Here is a 13,033-nt window from a genome sequence, read left to right as displayed (position 1 = left end):
TCCGCGCGGCGGGGCTGGACGTGCCCCGCCGCCGGATCAGCCTCCCGCTCACCTCATCGAGCGTTCAGCGACGGGTGCCGCGTCGACGCGCTGCCCAGACTCCACCGACGATTACCGCCGCGGTTGGAAGGAGACAGCAGAGGGTGAGGAGGAACAGGTGCCACGGCTTGATTGCTCCCATGGCTGCGAGAGTAGGCACCGGTGACCAACGCTGCCAGCACGGCCGAGCAAGCTGTCAGTGGCGGGCCCACCGGCTAACGGAACGAGCGGAAGAACGTGCGCACGTCCGCGGTCAGGAGGTCGGGGGCTTCCATGGCGGCGAAGTGGCCACCACGGTCGAACTCCGACCAGTGGGTGATGTTGTTGCCGGGCTCGGCGTACCGGCGGATTGCGATGTCCTGGGCGAACACGGCCACACCGGTCGGCGTGGTGGCGGGTGTGGTGTGCCAGGTGCTGGAGTGCATGTTCTCGTAGTACAGGTGGGCGGCTGAACCTGCGGTGCCAGTGAGCCAGTAGAGCATCACGTTGGTGAGCATCAGGTCCCGGTCGACGGCCGTCTCGGGCAGGTCAGTCGCGGGGTAGGTCCACTCCTTGAACTTCTCGACAATCCAGGCGAGCTGCCCGACCGGCGAGTCGTGCAGGCCGTACGCCAGGGTCTGCGGCCGAGTGGCCTGGATCTTGAAGTAGCCGCTCTCGTCGTCGGTGAAGTTCTTGAGTCGTCCGAGCCGGGCCTGCTCCGCGTCGGTGAGGGTGGCCCGTTCCTCGTCGGACACCGTCCCGAACGGGATGAACCCGAACGTGGCCGCGTTGACGTGCACGCCGACGACCCGGTCGGTGGCCCGGCCCAGTTCCGGGGCGACCAGCGCGCCCAGGTCGCCGCCTTGGGCGCCGTAGCGCTCGTAGCCCAGCGTGCTCATCAACTCGGCCCAGGCCCCAGCTACCCGCCCGGCGTTCCAGCCGGTCTGCCGGGTCGGCCCGGAGAACCCGAACCCGGGCATCGAGGGAATGACGAGGTGGAAGGCGTCTGCGGGGTCGCCGCCGTGCGCGGCCGGGTCGGTCAGCGGACCGACGACTTTCAGGAACTCCACGACCGAGCCCGGCCAGCCGTGGGTGAGGATCAGCGGCATCGCGTCTGGTTCGGGCGAGCGAACGTGCAGGAAGTGGACGCTCTCTCCGTCGATCTCGGTGGTGAACTGCGGGATCTCGTTCAGCTTGGCCTCGTGCTTGCGCCAGTCATAGGAGGTACGCCAGTAGGCGGCCAACTCCTTCAGGTAGTCCAGCGGAACGCCACGGCTCCAGCCGACGCCGGGCAGTTCGCTCGGCCAGCGCACGGCCGACAGCCGGGCACGCAGGTCATCAAGGTCGGACTGGGGGACGTCGATCCGGTATGGAGTGATCGTTTTGCTCATGCGGAAACGCTAACAACACTAGCGGACAGCTTCGGTCCTATAGTCGTGGCAGACTGAAATGGTGAAGGAGACCTCCGCCCGCCTGCTCCGACTGCTGACACTGCTGCAGACCCGCCGTGACTGGTCCGGCCAGGACCTCGCCGACCGGCTCGGAGTGACGACCCGCACCGTCCGCCGCGACGTCGACAAGCTGCGTGATCTCGACTATCCGGTGCACGCGAGCAAGGGCATCGCGGGCGGTTACCGGCTCGGTGCCGGCGCCCAACTTCCCCCGCTTCTCCTCGACGACGGCGAGGCGGTCGCCATCGCCATCGCGCTGCTCACCGCGGCGTCCAGCAGCGTGTCTGACATCGGCGAGACGGCACTACGTGCCCTCGTGAAACTCGAACAAGTCCTACCCTCGCGGCTACAGCACCAGGTCAACGCCCTGCAACTGTCCACGGTCCGCCCTCCCGGCTCCCGGCCAACGGTGGACACCGAGGTCCTCACCGCCATCGGCACGGCGTGCCGTGACCGGCAGGTTCTGCGGTTCGACTACTCCGGCCACGGCGGCACCACCAGCGCCCGGATCACCGAGCCACACCAACTCGTCACCTGGGGCCCCCGCTGGTACCTGGTCGCCTGGGATCTCCAGCGCCACGACTGGCGCACCTTCCGGGTGGACCGGATGCGACCTGCGGCCTCCACCGGGCCACGCTTCACGCCCCGCGAAATTCCCGGCGGCGACGCAGCGGCGTACGTCGCGCGCGGAGTTGCTCAGATCTGGCCATACCAGGCCATCGTCGAGCTACACACGCCGGCCACATCGGACGCGGCTCGGGACGCCGCAACCTACGGACGAATCGAACCCATCGATGAGCACAGGTGTCGCTTCTATTTCGGCGCTGAGAACGTCCGCGGAATGGTCTTTCTCCTCGGTGCTCTCGACGTCGACTTCCGTATCGAAGATGCACCGGAGCTTGCCGAACATCTCCGGCAGACTGCCGACCGGTACCACCGCGCCATCCAGTCCCCGGCTCTCTCGTAGCGTAAAGACCGGGCTACCGCTGCCAGGTGTCGATGGTCTGTACGCCGTCGCGCACGACCCGGTCCAGGATGGCGGCGTTGCCGCTGGTGCCCTCCCAGCCCTGGTCATGGAACACGGTCACTGCTCCGTCGACACGTGCCACGGCGATCTGGCTGGACGCGTCGCGGCCGGTGCGTTCGCCGTTCAGGCTCTCCTCGGCCCACCTCCGGGTCAGCAGCAACGCCTCGTCCCCGACGCCGGGCAGGGCCCGGCTCTCGACCTTGACGGGGTTTCCACCCTGGTCGTAGGAGCGACACGCTTGAACAGCACCGAGGAGTCGTCGCATGTAGGCCGACGCGCCGTCGCCGTCAAAGGTGAAGATGGTCTGATGGATCATGCCTTGCGGCACGTTGCTGGCTGGTTCCCCGGCCTTCTTGTAGGTGAGCGTCATCGAGGCGCTCGCGGTGACCTGTCGGCCTCCGGTGCCGAACTCGTTGCCGCATAGCGTCGGCAGGGCGTCCGCGACGGGCGTCACCCGCCGGGGGGACTTCCGCAGTTCGGGTGGCAGTTCACCGAAGGCCGACATCGGGATGGTCGCCCGGGTGCTCGCGCTCGGAGACGGTTGGCCCACCTGGCCTGTCGCTGCGGGCGCGGTCGACGGTGGCGCGGTCGACGGGGCCGGATCGGTCCGGTCCTCACCAACGGTGCAGGCGGTGGTCAGCGCGACGGTGCCGAGCAACGGCAGGATCAGCGCAACCACCCTTCGCGCTCGGGCGGCCGGTATCGACGTTTAGTGGCTCATCATCGGTGTCGCGGCGTGGATACCCCTGCCTTCAGGCGGGGGAGGAAACGCCGCTCCCTCCCCTCAGGGATAGACGTACATGAACTACTGGTAAAATGTGAGGTATGGGTGAGGTGGTGAAGCGGGCGTACAAGTACCGCTTCTATCCGACCCCAGGGCAGGCCGATCAGCTCAACCGCACCTTCGGGTGTGTGCGCAAGGTGTACAACCTGGCCTTGGATGCGCGCACCCGTGCGTGGGCGGTGCACGGGCAGCGCAGCACCTATGTGCAGTCGTCGGCGTGGCTGACCGAGTGGAAGCGCACCGAGGATCTGACGTTTCTCAATGAGGTCAGTTCCGTGCCGTTGCAGCAGGCGCTGCGGCATCTGCAAGCCGGGTTCGCCGGGTTTTGGGGTAAGCGGTCGCGTTACCCGAGGTTCAAGTCCAAGCGGAAGTCTCGGGCGTCGGCGGAGTACACCCGCTCGGCGTTCCGCTGGCGTGACGGGCAGCTCACGCTGGCCAAGATGGACGCCCCGCTGACCATCGTGTGGTCCCGGCCTCTGCCCGACGGCGCCGAGCCGTCCACGGTCACGGTGTCCCGCGACGCGGCCGGCCGCTGGTTCGTGTCCCTGCTGGTGGAAGACCCCACCGTCGAACCCCTTCCTCCGCTCAGCACGGCGGTGGGCGTTGATGCGGGCATCACCAGTCTGCTCACCTTGTCCACCGGGGAGAAGGTCACCAACCCGCGTCATGAGCGCGTTGACCGGCGCAAGTTGGCCAAGGCGCAACGCGCCATGGCCCGCAAGGCCAAGGACTCCGCCAACCGGGCCAAAGCCCGTCTGGCGGTGGCCCGGATCCATGCCCGCATCGCCGATCGGCGGCGGGATCACCTGCACAAGTTGTCGACTCGACTCGTCCGCGAGAACCAAACGGTCGTGATCGAGGATCTCAGTGTGCGCACCATGCTGCGCAACCACAGTCTGGCCCGCGCCATCTCCGACGCGGCGTGGACACAACTGCGCAGCATGATCGAGTACAAGGCCGCCTGGTACGGGCGGACCGTGATCGCCATCGACCGCTGGCACCCGAGCACGAAGACCTGCTCGGCGTGCGGGCGGATCAACACCGCGATGACCCTCGGCGTTCGCGCCTGGACGTGCCCCGGCTGCGATGCCGTGCACGACCGGGACGTCAACGCCGCCCGCAACATCCTCGCCGCCGGGCTGGCGGAGAGGTGAAACGCCTGTGGAGGGACGGTAAGACCCGACCCGCGAAAGCGGTGAAGGCGCGGCCCGGTGAAACAGGAACCCCCTCGGGCGACCGAGGGAATCCCCGCCCTTCACGGCGGTGGAGGATGTCAACACCTCCTCGTCCGGCCCGAGAATTTCCTGCGCCGACCCGACCGAAACGACCATCGCCGACGGACGTCAGCCCGCGTCGGGCAGCCACGGCCCGAGCACGGTGGAATCGGCGACGGCCTTCTCCACCTGCGTACGCTCCTGCTCGGTCAACGTCAGCGCCTGGAGGCGGCTCCCCCAGTCGGGCACACGCTCGGGCTCATCCAGCGCGACCGACAGCTCGATCAGCCCGGCGAGTGCCAAAGCCTGTTCGACCGCCGGTGCGTCGTCGCCGTGCCGGCGCAGCCCCGAGTTGAGTGCCCGGAACGCCGCCCGGTCGTCGATCTTGAACTCCCGCAGGATCCGGGCGTTGTCGAGCACCCGGGCCAGCCCCTGCAACTCCTTCGAACCGCCGTACTCCACCGCCGGCTCGTCCCGCTGGATGAAGGTGATGGTGTTGCCCGACGGGTCGACGATGCCGAACCGGGACGCGCCGGCGCGGTACCGGGTGATCCTGGGCAGTCCCTTGGCGAGCACCTTGCCGTAGGTGCGGCGCATCGCGTCGGTGAACGCCGCGTGGTACGCCGCGACCTCGTCGACCATCACCAGGCAGCCGCCGCTGGTCTCCGCCGTCGGGTCCAGGTCGCTCGGCGCGCGATCGTAGTGCAGGTGGATACCGCTCCACCCGAAGGCCAGGTAGACGTACGGCTTGGTCTGCTCGTAGTGCACGTCGAACCCGAGTGCACGCCAGAACGCCAGGGTCGCCTCCGGCGACACGCAGTGCAGCAGCGGCACGATGGTCTCGTTGGGCTGGATGCGGTCCTCGTTGATCGTCATGGCCACTTCCGATCCCGTAGACAGGCCGGCCATTGTGCCAGCACAGACGAGGGGCCATGACGTCGTTTCGTCTCCTACCCAGGGAGGAGGCGGTGCTCCGACCTCCGGCCGCAACCGGGGCTCGCGGTCGGACGCGGCCACGGGGCTCGGTCGGGAGCATCTACAGGCATGACTATCGCTCTGCGCCGGGCGGCACACTGGCACCGTCCACTGATGGTTTTCGTCTACGCCATGGCGGTGCTCGCCGTCGTCTCCGCGGTCGGGATGCTCGTCGACTCGCGCGTCCTCACCGGAGTGCCGATCTGGCTCAAGCCGTTCAAGTTCGCCGTGTCCTTCGTGTTGTACGGCACGACCCTCGCCTGGATGCTGTCGCTGCTGCCGCGCCGCAGCCGGATCGCCGAGTGGGCGGCCACGGTCATCGTCGCGACATCGGTGATCGAGATGGTGGTGATCGTCGGGCAGGTCATCCGCGGTACGACCAGCCACTTCAACGACACGACCCCGCTGAACGCCGCCCTGTTCGGCGTGATGGGTGCGTCGATCATGGTGCTGTTCTTCGCACACTTCGTCATCGGGATCGTGGTGTTGCAACGGCGGATCCCCGATCGGATCGCCGCCCGCGCGGTCGGGTGGGGGCTCGGCCTGTCCCTGCTGGGCATGCTGGCGGCGGTACCGATGGTGCTGCCCGCCCAGGATCCGGGGATCGAGGGGATCAGCGGGGCGCACAGCGTCGGGGTCACGGACGGCGGGGCGGGGCTGCCACTGGTCGGCTGGAGCACCACCGGTGGCGATCTGCGGATCGGTCACTTCGTGGGGCTGCACGCCCTCCAGGCGCTGCCGATCCTGGCGATCCTGCTGAGCCGGTTCCTTGGCAGGCGGCTGGACGAGCGCACCCGGGCACGGCTGGTGGTCGTGGCGGGCGCGGCGTACGGCGTACTCACGGTGTTGTTGACCTGGCAGGCCCTGCGCGGTCAGCCGCTGCTGCGTCCGGACGCGCTCACGCTGGCCGCCGTCGCGGCTCTGATGGTCGTGACCGCGACCGCCACCGGCCTGGTGGTGTCTCGTCGGCGCGGCCCGGAACTGGCGCTGGCCGCATGACCGCGACGCTGTTCACCCTGACGTTCGCGGTGGCCGCGCCGTTCTGGGCGCTGATGATCCTGCTGCCGCGCTGGTCGTGGACCGCCCGGATCATCTCCTCGCCGCTGATCGTGCTGCCGGTCGTGGTGATCTACGGCCTGCTGGTGATCCCGGCCTTCGGCGAGGTGCTGCCGGCCGTGACGTCGCCGACCCTGGACGGCGTGCGGGATCTGCTCGGCACCTCGGACGGCGCGGCGGCGGGCTGGGCGCACATGATCGCGTTCGACCTGTTCGTCGGGCGGTGGGCCTGGCTGGACAGCCGGGAACGGGGGGTACCGGCGCTGGTCATGGCTCCGGTGCTGGTGCTGACGATCCTGCTCGGGCCGCTCGGCTTGGCCGCCTACCTCGGGGTCCGGGCCAGGTGGCCACGGTCGGCGGTCGTCGCCCCGGCGCCGCAGCCCCTAGGCTGACCCCCGTGGGGTGGGCGGGACGGCTGTTCGACATGCGGAACACGCTCGTGCGGATGGTGCTGCTCGACCTCAGCGGGGTGTGCTACCTGGCCTTCGGCACCCGGGCCGGGCCGACGCCGACGGTCACGCAGTGGGTCCTCGCGGTGGTCGCGTTCGCCGTGGCGCTGGTATTGCACCGTCGACCGCTGGCCAATCTGGTGGTGCAGGCCGGGCTGCTGGCGATCGCGATCCCGTTGATCGACGACTTCACGATCAACCAGGTGGGCGCCAGTTGGGCGTTGCTGGAAGTGACCATGCGGGTGCGTCGAGGACGCACCATCTGGCTCGCCGCCACGCTGCTGGCCGTGGTCGATCTGACCGACTCGATCGGTGACCCGCTCGGCCGGGTCGCCTCCGGCCTCGTCGGGCTGACCCCGGAGGTCGGCGTACCGCTGTTGCTCGGTCTGGTCATCCGGACCAACCGGGAGCTCAGCCGGCAGGCCGTGGAGCGGGCTGCGGCCGAGCAGCGCCGGCACGAGTCGGAGAGCCGCGCCGCGCGTGCCGACGAGCGGAGCGCCATCGCCCGCGAGCTGCACGACGTCGTCGCGCACCACGTGGCGTCGATGGTGCTGCGGGTCGGCGTGGCCCGGCACGTCCTCACCGACCTGGACCCCCGGGTGGGCCAGGTGTTCGACGACGTACACGGCACGGGGACCGCCGCCCTGGCGGAGCTGCGCCGGCTGGTCGCGGTCCTGCGCAACCCCGATGGGGTACGCGGTGACGCCGCGCTGACCGCGATCGAGCCGTCGGCGCTGCCAGCGGCGCTCGGTGCGACCGTCGACCGGGCCCGCCAGGCCGGCGTCACCGTGGAGGCCGAGTTCGACCCGGCGATCGGTTCGCTCGACGCGGTGCGCGGCCTGGCCGTGCTACGCCTGACCCAGGAGGCGCTGACCAACGTGGCCAAGCACGCCGGGACGTCCGCGCTGGCACGCCTGGTGGTTGCGGTCCGGGACGGGGCCGTGCACTGGGAGGTGTCGGACAACGGGCGCGGTGGGGTGCCGGCGGTGCCGCCCGGTGGCGGTCACGGCATCACCGGCATGCGCGAACGCGTCGAGGTCCTCGGCGGCCAGTTGGAGGCGGGTCCGACCGACACGGGGTGGCGGGTGCGTACCGTCCTCCCGGCCGTGCCGGCCGCGTCCACCGCCGGACCGTCGGCCGTGTCGGTGCCCCGGGACCGCGAGGCACCTGCCTCCTCGCCCGCGCCGGAGGCGGCGTGATCCGCGTCCTGCTGGTCGACGACCAGCACCTCATCCGCGCGGGCCTGCGGATGCTCTGCGATGCCCAACCCGACATCGAGGTGGTCGGGGAGGCCGACAGTGGCCGCGACGCGATCCCGCTCGCCGCGCGACTCGTCCCCGACGTCGTCGTGATGGACCTGCGTATGCCCGGTGTCGACGGGATCACCGCGACCAGCCGCATCCTCGCCGACCGCCCCGCCACCCGCGTCCTGGTGCTGACCACGTTCGGTGACGACGACCACCTCTACCCCGCCCTGACCGCTGGCGCCTGCGGGTTTCTGCTCAAGGACGCACCCCCCGCCGAGCTGCTGGACGGCATCCGCCGGGCCGCCGTGGGTGACAGCCCGTTCAGCCCGGAGGTGCTGCAACGCCTGGTCCAGCGCGCGGTGCACGCCCGTGCCGAGACGCCGCGGCCGGTGCAGGGATTGACCGCCCGCGAACAGGACGTGTTGAACCTCGTCGCCGAGGGCCTGTCCAACACCGAGATCGCCGACCGGCTCCACATCGGTGTCACCACGGTCAAGACGCACATCACCAACCTGATGACGAAGACCGACAGTCCCAATCGGGTGCGCCTTGCCCTGTTCGCCCGCGGGGCCTGACCCGTGTTCGCGCTCGGTGGACGGCTATGACCTCATTCGCGAGGACACGGCGATGACGAGCACCAGCGGCACGATCAGCAGCGCCGGCGCCAGTACCGGTAGGTGCAGGGCGACCAGGGCACCGACCGCGGCGCCGGTCATCAGGGCCAGCAGGACCTGGGCCTTGGGCCGCAGGCTGCGCCACGGGCTGCGCGCGGCGACGCCGGCGATCAGACTCGTGAGGGTCCCGGTCAGGTACGTGGACGACAGGCCCGGTACGCCGAACCGTTGGATCGCACTGCTCTGCACGCCCAGCGCCGCCGCCGACAGCATCAGGAGCGCGAGATGGACGTGCTCGTCGTGGGTGGGAAGGCTGATCTCCCAGACGACGAGGAAGACGACGAACACCACGAGCTCCAGGACGAGCGCCCAGGTGACCCGTCGCGGCCAGACGGGATCGTCCGGCTGCGCCGAGCCGACGACGCGGGCGCCCGCGAGGACGCCGACGATGAAGCTGACGATGGCGCAGCCGGAGGTCAGGGCGAGCTCGGCCTCGCCCCGGCCCGCCGAGAGTCCGAGGAGGACCATGTTGCCGGTCATGACGCTGGCGAAGGCTCCGCCGAGGGCGAGGAAGCCGATGGCGTCGGCACTTCCGGTCAGGAAGGTGAGCACGACGACGAGGGCCTGCCGCCGCCGCAGGAGGTGCTGGCTGTCCTGCGCCGCGGCGCGGGGGTGAATGACGCGGGGCACTGTGCTCGACACTGTCGGCCACCTCCATAGATTGTTCTTCGTATACACTTTGTCCCGACAGATCACGGAAAGGCGATCAGGTTGGCTGAAGACCTGCGGGACAAGCTCGGCGCTCAACACCTACCGCTACGCGACCAGGTCCTCGCCGCACTGCGGACCGCCATCATCGACGGCGACTACCTCCCCGGAGAGCGGCTGACCGAGGACCGGTTGGCCGAGGACTTCGGCGTCTCCCGCAACCCTGTCCGCGAGGCGTTGCGCGTCGCGGAGGCGGAGGGCTTCGTGGTGATCCTCCCCCGCCGTGGGGCAGTCGTCGCCTCGCCCAGCAGCGGGACCATCGGGGACATGTTCGCCGTCCGCGAGCGCCTGGAGACACTGGCCGCCCGGCTGGCAGCCGAGCGGGCGAGCGCGGCCGACGTGGCGGCCCTGCGCGCGCTGCTCGACCAGGGCCGCGAGGCGACCGAGCGGCATGACCTGCCCCGGGTCGCCGAGCTGAACAGCGCCCTGCACCTGCGCATCCTCCAGATCAGCGGAAACCCCTGGCTGTCGTCGATCGCCAAGTCGCTGTACCTCCATGTCCAGTGGGTCTTCCGGCTGGGTGCGGCGGAACGTGCTCCACACTCGTGGGCCGAGCACATCCAGCTGGTCGACGCCATCGAGTCAGGTGACGGCGACCGCGCCGAGCGGGCCGCACTCGACCATCTCGACGCCGCATCCGCGGCCGCCTACGAGAACGCCGAAGGCGGATACGGAGCGGCCCACTAACGGCCGCACGCGTAGCCCTGCATGCCCCGGGGGTTCGCTCCGGCGGCGAGCAAGCCCGTGTCCGGATCGCGGGTCACGGCGCAGAGCCGGCCGAGGCTCCACGCGTCGGACAGTCGCACCTCGTGCCCGTACGCCCGCAGGGCCGCCAGCGTGTCCTCGCCGAGCCGGTCCTCCACCACCAGGACGCCGGGCTCCATGTCGCGCGGGTAGAACGACCCCGGCAGGCTGACGGTGTGCCACGCGGGCGCGTCGATGGCCTCCTGCAGGGACTGGCCACCGACGAGATGCCGAAGCAGGAACGGCAACTGCCACTGGTCCTGCTGGTCCCCGCCGGGTGTGCCGCACGCCAGTACCGGCTCCCCGTCGCGGTGCACCATGGTCGGGCTCAACGTCGTACGCGGTCGCCGACCCGGAGCGAGCGACGAGGCGAGGCCCTCCTCCAGCCAGAACATCTGCAGCCGACTGCCCAGCGGGAAGCCGAGCTCCGGAATGGTGGGCGAACTCTGCAACCAGCCGCCACTCGGGGTAGCGGAGATCATGTTGCCCCAGCGGTCGACCACGTCCACATGACAGGTGTCACCGCGGGTCACCCCGTCCGACTGCACCGTCGGCTCCCCCGTCGTGGGATCCGTCGGGGCGGCACGACGCCCGGCACCGGGTCGGACGTGCGCCGGCAGGCGGGGTTCCGCCCCGTCGGGACGTCCCGGCCGCAGCTCCGCTGACGCTCGGGAGCCGATCAGGGCGGCCCGCTCCCGCGCGTACTCCCGGGAGAGCAGCGCCTTGGCGGGCACGTCGCCGCCGTCGCCGAACCAGGCCTCGCGGTCGGCGAAGGCCAGCTTGAGCGCCTCGACCTGGGCGTGGATGCCGGTCGCGGTCGCCGGGTCGTACGCGCCGGGGTCGTCGAGCGCGTCGAGGACGGACAGCGTCTCCAGCAGCACCGGACCCTGGCCCCAGAAACCAGTCTTCGCCACCGAGTAGCCGTGCCAGTCCAGGGTGGCCGGTTCCTCCCAGGTCGCCGAGTAGCCGGCCAGGTCGGCGCCGGTGACGAGCCCGGCGTGGGGACTTCCGCTGGAGTCCTGGAACGGCTGCCTGCTGAACTGGTCGATCGCCTCGGCGACGAACCCCGTACTCCAGGCCCGGCGAGCGGCCTCGATCTGTGCCTCCCGGTCGGTGCCGGCGGCCTGCCCGGCCTCGACCAGTCGTCGCAGGGTCCGCGCGTACGCCGGGTTGGCGAACATCTCCCCCGCCGCCGGTGGCCTGCCGTCGCGCAGCCAGAGCTGCGCGGAGGTGGGCCAGTGCTCCTCGAACAGGGACCGCACGGCCGCCACGGTGTCACCGACCCTGCCCACCAGCGGGTGGCCGGCACCGGCGTAGCCGATCGCCGGCTCCAGCACCTCCTCAAGGGAGAGCGTGCCGTGCTCGCGCAGCAGGAGGAGCCAGGCGTCCACGGCGCCGGGTACGGCCGCCGCGAGCGGGCCGGATCCGGGGATGAGGTCCATCCCGAGGGACCGGAAATGCGCGATGGTGGCACCGGCCGGCGCCGGCCCCTGCCCGCACAGCACCTTCGGGTTCGGGTCCTGGGCGGTCGCCACGATGGCCGGCACCTCGCCACCGGGGCCGTTGAGGTGTGGTTCGACGACGTGCAGCACGAACCCGGCGGTGACCGCGGCGTCGAAGGCGTTCCCGCCGCGTTCGAGGATGCCCATGGCGGACTGGCTGGCGAGCCAGTGCGTCGAGGACACCATGCCGAAGGTGCCCTGGAGCGTCGGTCTGGTGGTGAACGTCATGACAACACCTCACTCGTATCTGCGGCCCGGACGTCGGGCCCGGTGCCGTCCGGCTGGACCAGGTGGCACGCGGCCATGCCGTCACCGATCGCCACCTGTGCCGGTACCTCCGTCGCGCACCTGTCGAACGCGAGCGGGCACCGGGTGCGGAAGCGGCAGCCGGACGGCGGGTCGAGCGCGGACGGCAGGTCGTCGCCGAGCAGCACCAGCTGACGCTGCCGTTGGCGGACGGGGTCGGCCACCGGCGCGGCCGACAGCAGCGCCTGTGTGTAGGGGTGGGCGGGCCGGGCGAAGATCCGCTCGCGTGAGCCCTTCTCGACGAGCTGACCCAGGTACATGACGGCGATGTCGTCGGCCAGGTACTCGACCGCGGACAGGTCGTGGGTGATGAAGAGGCAGGCGAACCCGATGTCCCGTTGCAGGTCGGCGAGGAGGTTGAGCACCGACGCCTGCACGGACACGTCGAGCGCGCTGGTGGGTTCGTCCGCGATGAGCAACCTGGGCTCGGAGATCAGTGCCCGGGCGATGCTGACCCGTTGGCGTTGCCCGCCGGAGAGCTCATGGGGGTAGCGGCGTGCCACCTCGGCGCGCAGGCCCACCCGCTCAAGCTCGGTGGCGACCCGGGCCTCCCGGTCGCGGCGCGGGATCCGCCGGCCGGACAGCCGCAGCGGCTCGGCTACGACCTCCCCCACCAGCATGCGTGGGTCCAGGGAGGCGGCGGGGTCCTGGAAGACGATCGACACCGCACTGCGGTGCGGGCGTAGCTGTCGCCGGGACAGGTGCGTGACATCCGTCCCGGCGATCCTGACCCCTCCGGCGGTCGGTTCCACGAGCCGCACCACGCAGCGGCCCACGGTCGACTTTCCGGAGCCGCTCTCCCCCACCAGGGCCGTGACCCGGCCCTTCGCGATGGTGAGGGACACCCCGTCCACGGCGCGTACCGGGCCGAAGTGCAT

13 protein-coding genes are annotated in these 13,033 nt (G+C 70.5%); 7 read left to right on the top strand and 6 right to left on the bottom strand.

Going from position 1 to position 13,033, the window contains the following annotated elements; genetic code table 11:
- Window positions 1-254: 254 nt before the first annotated feature.
- Complete coding sequence (locus tag ABZV00_RS25850) at window positions 255-1,397, bottom strand: epoxide hydrolase family protein (RefSeq protein ID WP_355610414.1); 1,143 nt, start codon at window positions 1,395-1,397, stop codon at window positions 255-257.
- A gap of 73 nt (window positions 1,398-1,470) precedes the next feature.
- On the opposite strand from ABZV00_RS25850, the gene ABZV00_RS25845 reads away from it, so the two are divergent.
- Window positions 1,471-2,436, top strand: a complete 966-nt coding sequence (locus ABZV00_RS25845; RefSeq protein ID WP_355610378.1) for a WYL domain-containing protein — start codon at window positions 1,471-1,473, stop codon at window positions 2,434-2,436.
- Window positions 2,437-2,449: 13 nt separating this feature from the next.
- On the opposite strand, the gene ABZV00_RS25840 is transcribed toward ABZV00_RS25845, so the two are convergent.
- Window positions 2,450-3,175 carry a hypothetical protein gene (locus ABZV00_RS25840; RefSeq protein WP_355610376.1) on the bottom strand — a complete coding sequence of 242 codons (726 nt, stop codon included), beginning with the start codon at window positions 3,173-3,175 and terminating at the stop codon, window positions 2,450-2,452.
- A gap of 146 nt (window positions 3,176-3,321) precedes the next feature.
- Here ABZV00_RS25840 and ABZV00_RS25835 point away from each other — a divergent pair, with 146 nt between their 5' ends.
- Window positions 3,322-4,434, top strand: a complete 1,113-nt coding sequence (locus ABZV00_RS25835) for an RNA-guided endonuclease TnpB family protein (RefSeq protein WP_355610374.1) — start codon at window positions 3,322-3,324, stop codon at window positions 4,432-4,434.
- Between the two features lie 189 nt (window positions 4,435-4,623).
- On the opposite strand, the gene ABZV00_RS25830 is transcribed toward ABZV00_RS25835, so the two are convergent.
- On the bottom strand, window positions 4,624-5,370 hold the full coding sequence (locus tag ABZV00_RS25830; RefSeq protein WP_355610373.1) for a glyoxalase: 747 nt from the start codon (window positions 5,368-5,370) through the stop codon (window positions 4,624-4,626).
- 168 nt (window positions 5,371-5,538) lie between these two features.
- Here ABZV00_RS25830 and ABZV00_RS25825 point away from each other — a divergent pair, with 168 nt between their 5' ends.
- Genes ABZV00_RS25825 through ABZV00_RS25810 form a run of 4 tightly spaced genes read left to right on the top strand, consistent with a single transcriptional unit; the run spans window position 5,539 to window position 8,796 of the window.
- Entirely contained in the window at window positions 5,539-6,468 is a 930-nt protein-coding gene (locus ABZV00_RS25825; RefSeq protein ID WP_355610371.1) for a hypothetical protein, read from the top strand.
- Window positions 6,465-6,917 (top strand): ABA4-like family protein, encoded by a 453-nt coding sequence (locus ABZV00_RS25820; protein WP_355610369.1) that lies wholly within the window; start codon window positions 6,465-6,467, stop codon window positions 6,915-6,917. The genes ABZV00_RS25825 and ABZV00_RS25820 overlap by 4 nt, the downstream gene beginning before the upstream one ends.
- A 5-nt stretch (window positions 6,918-6,922) precedes the next feature.
- A complete protein-coding gene (locus ABZV00_RS25815) occupies window positions 6,923-8,173 on the top strand; it encodes a histidine kinase (protein WP_355610367.1) in 1,251 nt (416 codons plus the stop codon).
- Complete coding sequence (locus ABZV00_RS25810) at window positions 8,170-8,796, top strand: response regulator transcription factor (protein ID WP_355610365.1); 627 nt, start codon at window positions 8,170-8,172, stop codon at window positions 8,794-8,796. Before ABZV00_RS25815 ends, ABZV00_RS25810 begins: the two co-directional genes overlap by 4 nt.
- Before the next feature lie 24 nt (window positions 8,797-8,820).
- Here the strand turns inward: ABZV00_RS25810 and ABZV00_RS25805 are convergent, their stop codons facing one another.
- The gene (locus ABZV00_RS25805) at window positions 8,821-9,537 is read right to left on the bottom strand and encodes a YoaK family protein (RefSeq protein ID WP_355610363.1); all 717 of its coding nucleotides are present in this window, start codon (window positions 9,535-9,537) and stop codon (window positions 8,821-8,823) included.
- 69 nt (window positions 9,538-9,606) lie between these two features.
- Between ABZV00_RS25805 and ABZV00_RS25800 the strand changes: the two genes are divergently transcribed.
- Window positions 9,607-10,290, top strand: coding sequence for a GntR family transcriptional regulator (locus ABZV00_RS25800; RefSeq protein WP_328415782.1), 684 nt, complete (start codon window positions 9,607-9,609; stop codon window positions 10,288-10,290).
- Here the strand turns inward: ABZV00_RS25800 and ABZV00_RS25795 are convergent.
- Together ABZV00_RS25795 and ABZV00_RS25790 are read right to left on the bottom strand one after the other, a co-directional pair.
- On the bottom strand, window positions 10,287-12,077 hold the full coding sequence (locus ABZV00_RS25795) for a gamma-glutamyltransferase family protein (protein ID WP_355610361.1): 1,791 nt from the start codon (window positions 12,075-12,077) through the stop codon (window positions 10,287-10,289). The genes ABZV00_RS25800 and ABZV00_RS25795 overlap by 4 nt on opposite strands.
- The gene (locus ABZV00_RS25790; RefSeq protein WP_355610412.1) at window positions 12,074-13,033 is read right to left on the bottom strand and encodes an oligopeptide/dipeptide ABC transporter ATP-binding protein; all 960 of its coding nucleotides are present in this window, start codon (window positions 13,031-13,033) and stop codon (window positions 12,074-12,076) included. The genes ABZV00_RS25795 and ABZV00_RS25790 overlap by 4 nt, the downstream gene beginning before the upstream one ends.

The organism is Micromonospora sp. NPDC005173, assembly GCF_040608515.1.
GTDB lineage: Bacteria > Actinomycetota > Actinomycetes > Mycobacteriales > Micromonosporaceae > Micromonospora.
The sequence above is the reverse complement of the archived record's forward strand: the minus strand, read 5'-3'. Positions and strand labels throughout refer to the sequence as shown.